At 64.9% G+C, this 13,265-nt stretch carries 11 protein-coding genes; 7 read left to right on the top strand and 4 right to left on the bottom strand.

What is annotated here, in order from left to right; genetic code table 11:
* Positions 1 to 39: 39 nt before the first annotated feature.
* From ACFFP0_RS16380 to lpxK, 4 genes are all read left to right on the top strand, one after another.
* The gene (locus tag ACFFP0_RS16380; RefSeq protein ID WP_377262760.1) at positions 40 to 282 is read left to right on the top strand and encodes a DUF4170 domain-containing protein; all 243 of its coding nucleotides are present in this window, start codon (positions 40 to 42) and stop codon (positions 280 to 282) included.
* Positions 283 to 450: 168 nt separating this feature from the next.
* A complete protein-coding gene (gene waaA / locus ACFFP0_RS16375) occupies positions 451 to 1,788 on the top strand; it encodes a lipid IV(A) 3-deoxy-D-manno-octulosonic acid transferase (protein WP_377262757.1) in 1,338 nt (445 codons plus the stop codon).
* A complete protein-coding gene (locus ACFFP0_RS16370; RefSeq protein WP_377262753.1) occupies positions 1,785 to 2,513 on the top strand; it encodes an HAD family hydrolase in 729 nt (242 codons plus the stop codon). Before waaA ends, ACFFP0_RS16370 begins: the two co-directional genes overlap by 4 nt.
* 72 nt (positions 2,514 to 2,585) lie before the next feature.
* Positions 2,586 to 3,653, top strand: a complete 1,068-nt coding sequence (gene lpxK, locus ACFFP0_RS16365) for a tetraacyldisaccharide 4'-kinase (protein WP_377262750.1) — start codon at positions 2,586 to 2,588, stop codon at positions 3,651 to 3,653.
* Between the two features lie 6 nt (positions 3,654 to 3,659).
* Here lpxK and ACFFP0_RS16360 read toward each other — a convergent pair whose 3' ends face one another.
* Positions 3,660 to 3,893: a DUF2093 domain-containing protein gene (locus ACFFP0_RS16360; RefSeq protein ID WP_377262747.1), complete on the bottom strand. Its 234-nt coding sequence runs from the start codon at positions 3,891 to 3,893 to the stop codon at positions 3,660 to 3,662.
* Between the two features lie 65 nt (positions 3,894 to 3,958).
* Positions 3,959 to 5,785, bottom strand: coding sequence for a DNA mismatch repair endonuclease MutL (gene mutL, locus ACFFP0_RS16355; RefSeq protein ID WP_377262744.1), 1,827 nt, complete (start codon positions 5,783 to 5,785; stop codon positions 3,959 to 3,961).
* Between the two features lie 365 nt (positions 5,786 to 6,150).
* Here mutL and ACFFP0_RS16350 point away from each other — a divergent pair, with 365 nt between their 5' ends.
* From ACFFP0_RS16350 to ACFFP0_RS16340, 3 genes are all read left to right on the top strand, one after another.
* Positions 6,151 to 7,827, top strand: coding sequence for a response regulator (locus ACFFP0_RS16350; RefSeq protein ID WP_377262741.1), 1,677 nt, complete (start codon positions 6,151 to 6,153; stop codon positions 7,825 to 7,827).
* Between the two features lie 100 nt (positions 7,828 to 7,927).
* Positions 7,928 to 9,283: a putative bifunctional diguanylate cyclase/phosphodiesterase gene (locus ACFFP0_RS16345; RefSeq protein WP_377262738.1), complete on the top strand. Its 1,356-nt coding sequence runs from the start codon at positions 7,928 to 7,930 to the stop codon at positions 9,281 to 9,283.
* Between the two features lie 109 nt (positions 9,284 to 9,392).
* Positions 9,393 to 11,438 carry an oxidoreductase gene (locus tag ACFFP0_RS16340; protein ID WP_377262735.1) on the top strand — a complete coding sequence of 682 codons (2,046 nt, stop codon included), beginning with the start codon at positions 9,393 to 9,395 and terminating at the stop codon, positions 11,436 to 11,438.
* An 83-nt stretch (positions 11,439 to 11,521) separates the two neighbouring features.
* On the opposite strand, the gene ACFFP0_RS16335 is transcribed toward ACFFP0_RS16340, so the two are convergent.
* Positions 11,522 to 12,112 (bottom strand): PRC-barrel domain-containing protein, encoded by a 591-nt coding sequence (locus ACFFP0_RS16335; protein ID WP_377262732.1) that lies wholly within the window; start codon positions 12,110 to 12,112, stop codon positions 11,522 to 11,524.
* A 218-nt stretch (positions 12,113 to 12,330) separates the two neighbouring features.
* Entirely contained in the window at positions 12,331 to 13,227 is an 897-nt protein-coding gene (locus tag ACFFP0_RS16330; protein WP_377262729.1) for an SMP-30/gluconolactonase/LRE family protein, read from the bottom strand.
* Between the last annotated feature and the right edge of the window lie 38 nt (positions 13,228 to 13,265).

Here is a 13,265-nt window from a genome sequence, read left to right as displayed (position 1 = left end):
GGAAGGGCCGGAGGAGCTGCAACAGACGGATATCGGACAATGACGGAAACGGGCGAAAAGAAACAACTGCTGCATCTGGTTTTCGGCGGCGAGCTCAAGAACCTGGAGAGCCTCGAATTCAAGGATTTGTCCGCTCTCGACATCGTCGGCATCTATCCCGATTACGCCAGCGCGCTCGTCGCGTGGCGCGGAAGGGCGCAGCAGACGGTTGATAACGCCCAGATGCGTTATTTCATCGTCCACATGCACCGTTTGCTCGACCCCGAGACGAAGTCGGCCTGAGATAAGCCTCGCGTTCTAGGTATAGATCCTCAGACGGGTCCTCGCCCGATTATGCCCCGAAGACCCTATTTTGTCGCATTTGTAAAACACAAGAAACTCGGCTACGGATAACGAAATCAGAGGGGCTATCACATTGACGGCGGTCACGATGGATCGGGGGCAGGTGCGATGAGCAGCGGCTTGGCGCGCACGGCTCTTTTCGGTTATCGGCTGGCTGGCGTCATGCTCTATCCGATGGTCGGCCCCTATCTGAGCTACCGTGCCGTCAAGGGCAAGGAAGACCGGAGCCGCCGGCTGGAGCGGCTGGGTTATGCAAGCATGTCGCGGCCGCGCGGGCCGCTTGTCTGGGTGCACGCCGCAAGCGTCGGCGAGACCATCGCCATCATGCCGCTGATCCGCGAGCTGCGCCGCCGCGAGATCCACGTCCTGCTCACCACCGGCACCGTCACCTCCGCCAATCTCGTCCGGTCGCGGCTGGCGGACGAGGTGATCCATCAATATGTGCCGCTCGACGTCAAGTTCCCGATCAAGCGCTTCATCGCCTACTGGAAGCCGGATGCCTGCATCACGGCGGAATCCGAGATCTGGCCGACGACCGTTTCCGAGCTTGCCCGCCGCCGCATTCCGCAGATCCGCGTCAACGCCCGCATCTCCGACCGCTCCTTCGAGCGCTGGCGCAACCATGGTTCGATCGCCGAGGCGCTGTTCGAGAAGATGGCGCTCGTCGTGGCCCAGTCAGATCTCGATGCGGAGCGGTTCCGCGATCTCGGCGCCTGGCCGGTCATCGTTTCCGGCAACCTGAAGAGCGATACCGACCCGCCGCCCTGCGACGAGGCGGTGCTGGCGCGATATCGCAAGGAGATCGGCGGCCGTCAGGTCTGGGCCGCGATCTCCACCTTCGAGGGCGAGGAGAAGGCCGTCGCCACGGTGCACCGCACGCTGAAGCCGAAGCACGGCCAACTGACCATTCTCGTGCCGCGCCATCCCGATCGCGCCGATGCCATCGAGGCCATGCTGAAGGAGACGGGGCTCACCGTCGCGCGCCGTTCCCGCAACGATCCGCTGACGCCGGAGACCGATATCTTCCTCGGCGACTCCATCGGCGAGATGGGGCTTTATCTGAGGCTCGTCGAGATTGCCTTTGTCGGAAAGTCGCTCGCCGACGCCCAGGGCGGCCAGAACCCGCTCGAACCGGCAATGCTCGGCTGCGCGGTGCTTTCCGGCCCGCATGTCCAGAACTTCCGCGACGCCTATCAGCACCTCGTGCGCAAGGGCGGCGCCCGTATCATCAAGGATGTCGAAATGCTTGCGAAGGCGGTTCACTACCTGATGATCAACGATCTCGCCCGCCGCAAGATGGTCGATTCAGGCCATGACGCGATGGAAGAGATGCGCGGTGCGCTGTCGAAGACGGTCAAGGCGCTGGAACCCTACATCAACCCGTTGACGGTCAGTGCCCGGCTGCAACCGAAGGCAGCAACGCCTGCCGCCGCCGCTGTCCGATGAATATCGAAAAATTCGCAGGGATCGCCGGCATCGTGTTCGACAAGGACGGCACGCTGCTACGTTACGACGAAAGCTGGGGGCCGGTGAACCGTGAGGCCGCCCGCATCGCGTCCGCCGGCAATGCCGGTCTCGAGCCGCGCCTTCTCTTCTCCGGCGGCATGGACCCCGTTTCCGGGCACACCCGGCCGGACAGCCTGCTCGCCGCCGGCAATGCCGCCGAGATCGCGGCCGGTTTCGTCTCGGCAGGCTCGCCCGTCGAGGTCGCGGAACTGACCCGGCTGCTCGACGACCTGTTTGTCCGCGCTGCGGAATTCTCCGTGCCGGTCACCGATCTCGCCGGCCTGTTCGGACGGTTGAAGGCGCGTGGCTACAGGCTCGGCGTCGCCTCCAGCGACAACGAGGAATCGATTCGCCAGACCGCCGTCCGGTTCGGGTTCATCGAGTATGTGGATTTCATCGCGGGTTACGACAGCGGCCATGGCGTGAAGCCGCAGGCCGGCATGCTGCTCGGTTTCTGCCATGTGGTCGGCCTCGATCCCGCACGCGTCGCCATGGTCGGTGACAACAATCACGACATGCACATGGGCAGGCAGGCCGGCGTCGGCCTCAACGTCGCGGTGATGACGGGCACCGGCTCTCGCGAGACGCTCTCCGCCGCTGCCGACATCTGCCTCCGCGACATCACGGAGCTGGAAAAGCTTCTGCCCGAGAGGGCAGGGCTCTAAGTGCCGCCAGGGCTTGCCTTTTCGGGAAAACTCGCCTTTTCTGCGCCGGCTGTTTCAGGACGGGTGTAACGGATGGTATCGGAAGCACCGCCATTCTGGTGGACAAAAGCGGATTGGCGTGCCTGGGGCCTTCTGCCCTTCTCCTTTCTCTACGGTCGGATCGCCGGACGCCGCATGGCGCGTGCGCGCCGCGCCAGCGTGCCGGTGCCGGTCATCTGCGTCGGCAATTTCACGGTCGGCGGGGCCGGCAAGACCCCGACCGCCATCGCGCTCGCCCGCGCGGCGAGGGAAAAGGGGCTGAAGCCGGGTTTCCTGAGCCGCGGCTACGGCGGCTCGCTCGACGTGACGACGATCGTCGATCTTTCCCATCACCGGGCCGAAGCCGTGGGCGACGAGGCGCTGCTCCTGTGCCGTGAGGCGCTGACGGTGATTTCCCGCGCCCGGGTGGAGGGGGCGCGGAAGCTGGCGGAGGAAGGCGTCGACCTGATCATCATGGACGACGGCTTTCAGAGCGCGCGCCTGGCGCTCGACTTCGCGCTGGTGGTCATCGATACCGTGCGCGGCATCGGCAACGGCCATCTGGTGCCGGGCGGGCCGGTCAGGGCGCCGATCGCCGAGCAGATGCACCAGCTCTCGGCCATCCTCAAGGTCGGCGACGGCGAGGCGGCCGACAGCCTGGTCCGCCAGGCGGCGCGCGCCGGCAAGCAGGTCTATGTGGCGGCGCTGCGGCCTCGCGAAAACCGCGAGATCGCCGGAAAGCCGCTGCTTGCATTTGCCGGCATCGCCGATCCGGAGAAATTCTACAGGACTGTCAAGGAGATCGGCGGGCTGATCACGGTGAAGCGGGCGTTCCCCGACCATCACTATTTCACCGAGGACGAGATTTCCGGCCTCCTGGACGATGCGGCGAAGGACGGTCTGATGCTCGTCACCACCGCCAAGGATGCGGTGCGGCTTGCGGGCCACCACGGCCGCACGGAGGAACTGGCCCTGAAGGCGAAAGTGGTCGAGGTCGACATGACTTTCGACGATCGCCATGCCCCGGGCCAGATCATCGATACGGCGATCGCCAATTTCCGCCAGCGGCGGCTGAAGGAAGCCAGCGCGGCGAAAAGCTGGAAACCTTCAATTCAACCCTGAAAGGCTTTACCCGCGGCTCTGGTTGGGCAGGGCGCCGGCACGCTTCTCGGCTTCCAGCGAGGCGGCGCAATCGATATAGGGCTCCTGCCGTGCGACGCTCCAGTAGCGCAGCTCGTCGATCGGGATTTGCGAGCCCGTCATGGCGCATACGACATAGGAGCCTGCGGACAGGATCTGGTAATCCCCGTCGAGATACCGGATTTTGGCCTCGCGATAGCCGCTGCCTTCGAACCGGTTCATCTGTCGTCTCCTGCGAAAAAACATGGACCTGCTCTACACCCCCCGCCTTTCAAACGCCAGACCTTTCAGCTTCGTCCGAAAAGCCGCTCGATATCGGAAAGCTTGAGTTCGATATAGGTCGGCCGGCCGTGATTGCAGGTGCCGGAACCCGGCGTCGCCTCCATTTCCCTCAGAAGGGCGTTCATCTCCTCCGGCCTCAGCCGCCGGCCGGAGCGCACCGAACCGTGGCAGGCCATGGTGGCTGCGACATATTCCAGCTTGCCGCGCAGGCCGCCGGCCGTGTTCCACTCGGCGATCTCGTCGGCGAGGTCGCGCACCAGCGAGGCGGCATCCACTTCGCCCAGCATCGCGGGGGTTTCCCGCACCGCCACGGCGCCCGGCCCGAAGCGTTCGACCGCAAGCCCCAGCCGGTCGAGTTCCTGTCCGTAGGCCATCAGCCGGTCGCAATCCTCTTCCGGCAGGTCGACGATCTCAGGGATCAGGAGGACCTGGCTGGCCAGACGCTTGGCGTCGAGCGCCTTGCGCATCGCTTCGAAGACGAGCCGTTCATGGGCCGCATGCTGGTCGACGATGACGAGCCCGTCTTCCGTCTGCGCCACGATATAGTTCTCGTGAAGCTGCGCGCGGGCGGCGCCAAGCCGGTAGCGCGGCGCATCCCCGGCGGCGGCCGGCGCCATGACAGGCTCCGCAATGGCCGCGTCGGCGCGTGCCGTCGGCATGGCGAGCGCGTCGAAGCCCGACTGCAGCTGTTCGGAGAAGTCGTTCGCCGTCTGGGGATGAAGCGGCCGGAAAGGCGAGGCCGCGGCGGCCCAGGGCGCGCGCGGCGGGGGCTGCGTCGGGGCTGCCGATGGAAAGCCGGGCCGGAAGGCGCGCATCATGCCCGATGCGCCCGTCGTCGCGGCGCGGTCGCCTTCCCGGTGCAGCGCCTCGCGGATCGCGCCGACGATGAGGCCGCGCACCAGGCCGGGATCGCGGAAGCGCACATCCGCCTTGGCCGGATGCACGTTGACGTCCACCAGCGCCGGATCGAGTGTGATCGACAGAACCGCGACCGGATACCGCCCCGCGGGCACGCTTTCCGCATAGGCGCCGCGAAGCGCCGACAGGATCAGCTTGTCCTGCACCGGCCGGCCGTTGACGAAGGCATATTGATGCGCGGAATTGCCCCGATGGAAGGTCGGCACGCCGACGAAACCGGAAAGCGCCACGTCCTCGCGCATCGCGTCGATCCCGATCGCATTGTCGCGGAACTCGGCGCCCAGCACCTGCGCCATGCGGGCGAGATGGTCGTCGCCCGTCGCCGGAAATTCCAGCGTCGAGCGGTCGGAGCCCGAAAGCACGAAGCGGATCTTCGGAAAAGCGATCGCCATCCGCTTGACCACCTCGGTGATCGCGCCGGCCTCGGCCTTCTCCGTCTTCAGGAACTTGAGCCGGGCGGGGGTGGCGAAGAAGATGTCGCGCACTTCCACGACCGTGCCGGGATTGGCGGGAGCCGGCCTGACGCCGGAATTCTTGCCGCCGGTGACGGCGACCTGCGAGCCGGCGGCGTCGCCCGCCCTGCGGCTGGTGATGGTGAGCTTGGCGACTGAACCGATCGAAGGCAGCGCCTCGCCGCGGAAGCCGAGCGTGCGGATGTCGTCGAGCGTGTCGGAAATCTTCGAGGTGCAGTGACGCCGCACGGCGAGATCGAGGTCGGCCGCGTCCATGCCGGCGCCGTTGTCGGTGATGCGGATCAGGCTCTTGCCGCCGCCGGCCGTGGCGATCTCGATGCGGGTGGCGCCGGCATCGATGGCATTTTCGATCAGTTCCTTCGCGGCGCTGGCGGGCCGTTCGATGACCTCGCCGGCGGCGATCTGGTTGATCAGCGTCTCGGGCAGTTGTTTGACAGACATGATCGCCATTGTCAGGGATTCGGGCCGCGAAGGAAAGGCGTTGCGGAGCCGTTCAACCGTTTTGACGACAGCCTCGCGCAAGTGCACGCCTGTTCATTAATCCGGCCTTAAGACAAAGGCGATAGTTTGATCGACATTGAATTTGGATGAAGCCGGGGGAGCGCCCGTTCCCCGCGTGTGATCCGGATGGCGGCCGGCTGGGCACCGCCATACGAGACCGGACCACCCGTTGAGGACTTGGAGCCAGCATGTTTTCCGACTCGATACGACCGAAATTAGAAGGAATAACGCCGAGAGGCGAACAATCGGCATAACGGTCCGGTCCCTGAACCTGGTCCGAAAAAGCATACGGGGAGTTTCATCCTATGAATGATTTGTCGTCGGCGGACGCGAACATTCAGACTGCCATGCTCGAAGTGATTTCCGAGGGCATCTCGGGTGGCTTGCTTGTCTATGACAGGAATGACCTGATCGTTTTCGCCAGCCAGCAATTGCTTGGCCTCCTGCCGGTCCCCAAGAGCTTTCTTGCGCCCGGCACCCGCCTGCGGGATTTTCTCGGCGCCGTTCATGACGGCGGCGGGCGTTTTGCCACCGATGGCGCCGCGCCGCGCCGCATGCTGAGCCGGGAGGACTGGATCGCCGACCAGATCGCCACGCTCTGGAAGGAGCGCGCCGATACGCTGGAGCGCCGCGGGACGGACCGCTGGCTGAACTTCACGAAGCGCCGCCTGTCGTCGGGCTACGGCGTCTGCGTCATCAGGGATATCTCCGACTACAAGAAGCGCGAGGAACAGTGGCGCGCCGATATGGAGCGCGTGCAGATCACCGAAGAGGTGCTCGACAACCTGCCGTTCCCGGTCACCGTCAAGGACAGGAATTTCACCTTCGTCGCCGTCAACAAGGCAGCCGCCCGGTTCCTCGACCTGCCGGTCGAGGCCGTTCTCGGCCACAAGGGATCGGATATCCATCCGCCCGAGCTGGAGGAGCGTCTCGACGGCATCAACCGGCATCTCTCCGAAACCGGGGAGGCGGTTCAGCTTCCCGAGCGGGTGACGCGGCCGGACGGTTCCGAAGTGATCGTCCTCGCCAACAAATACCGTATCGGCAAACCCGGCCGGTACTACATCGTTACCGCCATGGAAGACATCACGGCCCTGGTCGACACGGATGAGGACGGCAGCCGGATCGTTCCGCGCAAGGCCCGGCTCGAACTGTTCCGGTCATCCCTCAGCCGTCAGGAGGACAAGCCGCGCCACACGCCGCCGCGGGACGGTGTCGACGTCTCCGATCGAAAGGTTCTGGTGGTTTCGTCCGATGAGCGGATGACGGCCGACGTGCTCGCCATCCTGGGGGAGCTTCGCCTCGATACCTCGTCGGTATCGAATGTCGAGGAGCTGGAACTCTTCCTGCAGCTTGCGAAGGACTCCGGCATCCGCATCGATCTCGTCGTCCTCGACAGGGGCATGGAGGTCCCGTGCCGGAAGATCGCCTGCCAGCAGGGCATCCAGGCCCTCCCGGTCGACAGCCTCGACATGAAACGGGATCTGGCGGCGCGCATCATTCGGCTGCTGGCCACGCAGCCTGCCAAAGCCGGGGAAGACGCAACGGCGGGCGACTGGCAGGTCGCATCCGGGGCCGATGCCGGAGCGGAGACCATCGACATCCTCGTCGCCGAGGACAACGAGGTCAACCAGATCGTCTTCTCGCAGATCCTCGAAGGCTTCGGTTACCGGTATGCGATCGCGGCCGATGGCGAGGAGGCGGTGCGGCTCTGGCGGGAGCGCTCGCCCCGGCTGGTCCTGATGGACGTCACCCTTCCGAAGCTCAGCGGCTTCGAAGCGAGCGCCCGAATCCGTTCGCTGGAAACGGTCGACAATTCCATCCCCATCATCGGCGTGCTCGCGCAGGCATTCGACCGCGACCGGGATGAATGCTTTGCCGCCGGCATGAACGACGTGATCCTGAAACCGATCAGCCCGGAAGCGCTCGAAGCGGTGTTTCAGACCTATCTCGATGTTCCGGTAAAAAGGTCGTATGCTTAACCGATTAATCAAAGTTTTGACGTAAGTTAAGTCTGGGCCATGCTTTTTTAATCTTTTTCCCCCATTCTGCCTCCGTCTGTGAAGCGTAATGGGATTATTCATGAAGTCGGCGGGAAATCCGTTGCCGCAGGTCAGCCAGAATGAACTGCAGGCAATGGCTTACAGCGACCCCCTGACGGGTCTCGGAAACCGGTACCGCCTGCGTGACAAGGTTCGCCTCCTGGCAGCCGAGCGCGCTAACGACCCCGCGCCTTTCACGATCTGCATCGCCAATCTCGACGGCTTCAAGCCGATCAACGATCTCTTCGGCGCCGAGGCGGGCGACGAAATCCTCTGCCAGGTCGCCCACCGGCTGAAGGCCTGCATTCCGGACGGCGCGACCGTTACCCGCCACGATGGCGACGAATTCGCCTTCATCCTGCCGCTTGTCTTCGAGCGCAACGGTGCCGAACGCATCGGCCAGATGATCAAGGATGTGCTTTCCGCCCCCTACGACCTCGGCGACCGCAACGTGCGCCTCTCCGCATCCTTCGGCTTCGCGATCTATCCCTTCGCGGGGGAGGATTTCGAGGAACTGCTGAAGAGCGCCGAGACCGCGCTTTACCGTTCCAAGCGCCGCGGCCGCGGCCAGATCACCGTCTATTCCCGGGAGATCGCCCAGGAGATGAAGCGAGCGACGCAGCTCGAACAGGCGCTGCGCAATGCCGTCATCGCGGATGCCGTCGATGTGCATTTCCAGCCGATCGTGCGCATCAGGGATGCCGGGGTCGTCGGGTTCGAAGCGCTCGCGCGCTGGATCGATGCCGATCTGGGCTTCGTGTCGCCTGCGGTCTTCGTGCCGCTTGCCGAGGAGCGCGGCTTTATTGACGCGCTTTCTGAAACGTTGCTGCGCAAGGCTGCGGAGACGGCGCTGTCCTGGCCGCGCGAGCTTTTCCTTTCCTTCAATCTCTCGTCTGCGCAGTTGATGGACCCCGGTACGGCCGAGACCATTCTCTCCACGCTGTCGCGTGTGGGCCTCGATCCCCATCGGCTTGAGCTGGAGATCACCGAGACCGCGGTCATGACCTCCGCCGATACGGCGCAGCGCATCATCACCGATCTCAGGCAGCAGGGCGTGCGCATCTCGCTCGACGATTTCGGCACGGGCCAGTCCAGCCTGGGCCGCCTTCGCGACTTCACCTTCGACAAGGTGAAGATCGACCGCGCCTTCGTTTCGCGCATCACCACCGACCGCGCCTCCGAGCACATCGTCAAGGCGATCATCGCCATGTGCCAGGGGCTCGACCTGCAGGTGGTGGCCGAAGGCATCGAGACGAAGGCGGATGCCGACAAGCTCAGGGAGCTCGGCTGCGGCATGGGCCAGGGCTATTATTACGGCAGGCCCGCCGACAGCGCCGTCACGCTGCGCTACCTCCAGGAACATTATCGCGACTTCGTCACGATCGAGCGGAGCTGAAATCTCCCTCGAAACGCCGCTCTGCGGACAGAGCGCGCCGCGTCTGGTTCTCCCCATGCGGTCTTCGCCGCGCGATGATGGGTCGTCGCCTCGAAGCCCCGGGAAGCCGATGTCACTCTCGAACGATCCCCTTCTTCAGCCGTTCCAGATCAGGCATCTGACGCTGCGAAACCGCATCATGTCGACCGCGCATGAACCGGCCTATTCCGAAGACGGCATGCCGAAGGATCGCTACAGGCTCTATCACCTCGAAAAGGCGAAGGGCGGCATCGCGCTCACCATGACGGCCGGCTCGGCCGTGGTCTCCGCCGACAGCCCGCCCGCCTTCGGCAATCTGCACGCCTATCGCGACGAGATCGTGCCCTGGCTGAAGCGCCTTGCCGACGACTGTCATGAACACGGCACGGCGGTGATGATACAGCTTACCCATCTCGGCCGCCGTACCGGCTGGAACAAGGGCGATTGGCTGCCGGTGCTGGCGCCGTCGCCGATCCGGGAGCCCGCTCATCGCGCGTTTCCGAAGGAGATCGAGGACTGGGACATCGAGCGCATCGTCGCGGACTATGCCGACGCGGCCGCGCGCATGCAGGCGGCCGGTCTCGACGGTATCGAACTGGAGGCCTACGGCCACCTGATGGACCAGTTCTGGTCGCCGGCAACCAACCGCCGCGAGGACGAATTCGGCGGCTCGCTCGAAAACCGCATGCGTTTCACGACGATGGTGACCGAAGCGATCCGCGGGGCCGTTGGCCCGGATTTCATCGTCGGCATCCGGCTGGTCGCCGACGAGGACTGGGAGAAAGGACTGAGCCGGGAGGAGGGTATCGAGATCGCCCGCCGTCTGGCGGGTTCGGGCAGGATCGACTTCCTGAACGTGATCAGGGGGCATATCGATCACGACGCGGCGTTGAACGAGGTGATCCCGATCCAGGGCATGCGATCCGCGCCGCATCTGGATTTCGCCGGAGAGGTGCGGAAGGCGACGAAGTTTCCGGTCTTCCATGCCGCCCGCATCGCGGATGTGGCGACCGCCCGCCATGCGGTGGCGACCGGCAAGCTGGACATGGTCGGCATGACGCGCGCGCATCTCGCCGACCCGCACATCGCCAAAAAGGTGGCGCGGGGCGAAGAGGCGCGCATCCGGCCCTGCGTCGGCGCCACCTATTGTCTCGACCGTATCTACGAGGGCGGCGAGGCGCTCTGCATCCACAACGCCGCGACCGGCCGCGAAGCGGACATGCCGCACGCGATCGAAAAGGCGGAAGCCTCGCGCAAGGCCGTCGTCGTCGGCGCCGGACCTGCCGGCCTGGAAGCCGCGCGCGTCCTTGCCGAACGGGGCCACGAAGTCGTGGTTCTGGAAGCGGCTGGCGAGGCCGGCGGTCAGGTGAACCTCCTGGTGCGCAATCCGCGCCGCAAGGAGATGATCGGCATTGTCGACTGGCGGCTCGCCGAACTGGAGCGGCTGGGCGTCGAGATCCGCTACGGCGTTTATGCCGAGCCCGAAGACGTGCTGGCCCTTGAGCCGGATCTCGTCGTGGTTGCGACGGGCGGCATCGCGCAGGGCCTGGACCTGGAAAGCGGCGGTGAATTGCTGACTTCAAGCTGGGATATCCTGGCGGGCGCGGTGAAGCCGGCCGGTCCCGTCCTGCTGTTCGACGACAATGGCGGGCATCCGGGCATGAGCGCGGCGGAAGTGATCGCGGAGATGGGCGCGGAGCTGGAACTGGTGTCGCCGGAGCGTTTCCTCGCCCCGGAAATGGGCGGCATGAACCATGTGCCCTATGCGAGGGTCTTCGCCGAAAGAGGGGTGCGGGTCACCATCAACACCCGCCTGAAATCGGTCCGCCGCGACGGCAATGGGCTGGTGGCGGTTCTGGGATCGGATTTTTCCGCCGGAGCGGAACAGGAGCGGCGGGTGGCCCAGGTGGTCGTCGAGCATGGCACGGCCGCCAATGCGGATCTCTATCTGGCCCTGAAGCCTGTTTCGAGAAATCTCGGCGCGGTGGACTACAAGGCGCTGATCGCCCGCAGGCCGCCCCTGCCGGCACGATGGCCGCAGGCCGGTTTCGACCTCGTCCGCATCGGCGATGCGGTCGCAAGCCGCAACATCCATGCGGCGATCTACGACGCATTGCGCATCTGTTCGCTCTTGTAACCGCACTCTGAAAAAGGAGAAGCGGCACGCGCCCGTGCCGCCCCTTTTCCCATGGCTGACGACGCGTCACCCGTTCCGGGCGCCTATTTGCTCGGAGCCGTCGACGGGGTCGTGGCGCCGCCGCTTGCAGGCATCTGGGTACTGGTCGACGACGTGGTCGTCCGATCGGTTTCAGCCTGCTTGTCCGCCAGGGTCTTGAATTCCGGAGCGGTCTGGAGGGCTTCGGCCGTCTCCGTCGTGGTCAGGCGGACCTCGTTGTTGTTCTCGGCATCACGGGTCATCGTGATCTTGTCCATCGGAAGGGCGACATCCTTTTCGCCGATGCCAAGGAAACCGCCGACGCCGATCACGGCGGCGACGATGCCACCGTTTTCTTCCAGGATGAGGTCGTTGACGTCACCGATGCTCTTGTCCTCGGCGTTGTAGACCGGTTTGCCGATATAGTCGTTGGCGCTGATCTGGGTTTCGGCCTGTTCCGTCAGGTAACCGCCGGAAGCGGCGGCGCTGTCGGCGGGCTTGGCTGCCGGGTCGGACGGAGCGGCAGGCGTAGCCGGGGCCGGCGTGGCCGGAGCCGGAGATGCCGGCGGGGTCGGCTGGGTCTGGGCGGATACCGGCGCAATGGCTGTGGAGGCCAGGAGAATTGCGGCCGCCATCGTGCTGAGTGTCTTCTTCATAACGATCCTACCTTCCTCTGCTAAGGGGTCTGTCTGAACGCGCGGTTCCTTCCGTTCCGGAGTTTCCTTGCCGCGTCGGTTCACGAGGAAAATGTCATGAAGGGGCGAATGGTTCCGGATTGGATTGCCGAAATTTTAAGCGATTTTTCGGGAACTTTTCGCGATCTTGGCAGTTCGGGGCTTCTTTTGCACCTTGTCGGGGCTGGAGCTATTCCCCGTTACAGCCGGTAGGCCGGTTCCGGATCGCAATGGATGGGAACCGCGATCTCGAAGAGCGCTCCCGCCAGGGGATCGGCCGCGCGTCCGGCCGCATCCAGCCCCTCCCAGGCGGACGTCACTGCAAGCCGTCCGTCGCCGATGAAAACCGGGCAGGTGGTCCGGCGCGCCGGCAGGAGATGGCGGGAAAGATGGGTTCCGTCGGCGGTGTAGTGGTCGACCGCGCCCTGGCCCCAGCGTGCGTTCCAGATCGTTCCGTCGCTTGCGCAAATGGAGCCGTCGATCCCGCCGGACTTGCCGTTTTCGTCGACGAGCACCGCGGCGTCACCGGTCGGCAGGCCTGTCGCGGGGTCGAGCGGGACGCGCATCAATCGGTTGACGCGCGTGTCGACATAATAGCCGATCGCGCCGTCCGGCGAGAAGCAGATCGAATTGGGGATGCTGATCTGGCTGAAGAGTCTGGTGACCACGCCCCGCGCCACATGATAGATCGCCCCGGCGCCGTCTTCGGCACTCCTGCCCATCGTGCCGATCCACAGGCTGCCGGAGGGATGCACCCGGCCGTCGTTCGAGCGGTTGCCGGGCTTTTCCGGCTCCAGCTCGCGGTAAGGCGCAAGCTCACCGCTTGCCCGGTCCCGGATGAAGAGGCCCCTGTCGCTTGCCAGCAACTGGCGGTCCGCGTCGATGGAGGCAAGCACGCTGCCCATGACCGGCAACGCATGGACGGCCTCGCGGCCGGTCGCGAGATGGAATTCATGCAGCGCCTTGCCGAGGATGTTGAACCACCACAGGGTTCCGCCCCCCGATTCGCCGGTCCCCGATTCGAACGTCGGGCCTTCCCCGAGTTCGCAAAGGGAAGAGGAAAGGACGGAGCCCTCAAAATTGTAAGTGGTCGTCATGGAAAATCTCCAATTGCGATCAGGCGCGTTAACCCTGT

The sequence above is a fragment of the Neorhizobium puerariae genome (assembly GCF_042429745.1).
Lineage (GTDB): Bacteria > Pseudomonadota > Alphaproteobacteria > Rhizobiales > Rhizobiaceae > Neorhizobium > Neorhizobium puerariae.
Note: the sequence above shows the minus strand (reverse complement) of the source record. Positions and strands in the feature narration are given on the sequence as shown.

Bases quoted from the DNA above. Each gene is read 5' to 3' on its own strand.
- mutL (WP_377262744.1), bottom strand. From the start codon at position 5,785: ATGTCTGTCAAACAACTGCCCGAGACGCTGATCAACCAGATCGCCGCC.
- ACFFP0_RS16360 (WP_377262747.1), bottom strand. From the start codon at position 3,893: ATGAACCGGTTCGAAGGCAGCGGCTATCGCGAGGCCAAAATCCGGTAT.
- waaA (WP_377262757.1), top strand. From the start codon at position 451: ATGAGCAGCGGCTTGGCGCGCACGGCTCTTTTCGGTTATCGGCTGGCT.
- ACFFP0_RS16340 (WP_377262735.1), top strand. From the start codon at position 9,393: ATGTCACTCTCGAACGATCCCCTTCTTCAGCCGTTCCAGATCAGGCAT.
- lpxK (WP_377262750.1), top strand. From the start codon at position 2,586: ATGGTATCGGAAGCACCGCCATTCTGGTGGACAAAAGCGGATTGGCGT.
- ACFFP0_RS16380 (WP_377262760.1), top strand. From the start codon at position 40: ATGACGGAAACGGGCGAAAAGAAACAACTGCTGCATCTGGTTTTCGGC.
- ACFFP0_RS16370 (WP_377262753.1), top strand. From the start codon at position 1,785: ATGAATATCGAAAAATTCGCAGGGATCGCCGGCATCGTGTTCGACAAG.
- ACFFP0_RS16345 (WP_377262738.1), top strand. From the start codon at position 7,928: ATGAAGTCGGCGGGAAATCCGTTGCCGCAGGTCAGCCAGAATGAACTG.
- ACFFP0_RS16335 (WP_377262732.1), bottom strand. From the start codon at position 12,112: ATGAAGAAGACACTCAGCACGATGGCGGCCGCAATTCTCCTGGCCTCC.
- ACFFP0_RS16350 (WP_377262741.1), top strand. From the start codon at position 6,151: ATGAATGATTTGTCGTCGGCGGACGCGAACATTCAGACTGCCATGCTC.
- ACFFP0_RS16330 (WP_377262729.1), bottom strand. From the start codon at position 13,227: ATGACGACCACTTACAATTTTGAGGGCTCCGTCCTTTCCTCTTCCCTT.